Genomic DNA, 1,084 nt, shown 5'->3' with positions numbered 1-1,084 from the left:
TTGCGGCGCCCGAGTTGGGCGCGACGGTGATCCGCGCGGTGCTGGAGCGTGCGGGCGTGAAGCCCGATCAGGTCAGCGAAGTGATCATGGGCCAGGTGCTGACGGCCGGTTCGGGACAGAACCCGGCGCGGCAGTCGCTGATCAAGGCCGGGCTGCCGACGGCAGTGCCGGGGATGACGATCAACAAGGTGTGCGGCTCGGGCCTGAAGGCCGTGATGCTGGCGGCGAACACGATCGTCGCGGGCGACGCGGACATCGTGATCGCGGGCGGCCAGGAGAACATGAGCGCGTCGCCGCACGTGCTGCCGGGCTCGCGCGACGGGTTCCGGATGGGCGACGCGAAGCTGGTCGACACGATGATCGTCGACGGCCTGTGGGACGTGTACAACCAGTACCACATGGGCATCACGGCGGAGAACGTCGCGAAGGAATACGGGATCACGCGCGAGGAGCAGGATGCGTTCGCGGCGTTGTCGCAGAACAAGGCGGAAGCCGCGCAGAAGGCTGGCCGTTTCAACGACGAGATCGTGCCGGTGTCGGTCCCGCAACGCAAGGGCGAGCCGCTGCAGTTCGCCACCGATGAATTCGTGCGCCACGGCGTGACGGCGGAATCGCTGTCCGGGCTGAAGCCGGCGTTCTCGAAGGACGGCTCGGTGACGGCGGCGAACGCGTCGGGGCTGAACGACGGCGCGGCGGCGGTGCTGGTGATGTCGGCGCAGAAGGCGGCGGCCCTCGGCCTGACGCCGCTCGCGCGAATCAAGGCATACGCGAACGCGGGTGTCGATCCGAGCGTGATGGGCATGGGCCCGGTGCCGGCGTCGCGCCGATGCCTGGAGCGCGCGGGCTGGACGCCGGGCGACCTGGACCTGATGGAAATCAACGAGGCGTTCGCGGCGCAGGCGCTGGCGGTGCACAAGCAGATGGGCTGGGACACGTCGAAGGTGAACGTGAACGGCGGTGCGATCGCGATCGGTCACCCGATCGGCGCGTCGGGCTGCCGGATCCTGGTGACGCTGCTGCACGAGATGGTCAAGCGCGATGCGAAGCGCGGGCTGGCGTCGCTGTGCATCGGCGGCGGGATGGG

The 1,084-nt window shown here is 69.3% G+C and carries 1 protein-coding gene; it reads left to right on the top strand.

Going from position 1 to position 1,084, the window contains the following annotated elements:
- Nucleotides 1–1,084 (top strand): acetyl-CoA C-acetyltransferase (locus tag U5809_RS34550; protein ID WP_322089847.1); only part of this gene is annotated, 1,084 nt, incomplete at both ends.

This window comes from Burkholderia sp. BCC1999, from assembly GCF_905339975.1.
Taxonomy (GTDB): domain Bacteria; phylum Pseudomonadota; class Gammaproteobacteria; order Burkholderiales; family Burkholderiaceae; genus Burkholderia.
This window is presented reverse-complemented; position numbering and strand designations above follow the sequence as displayed.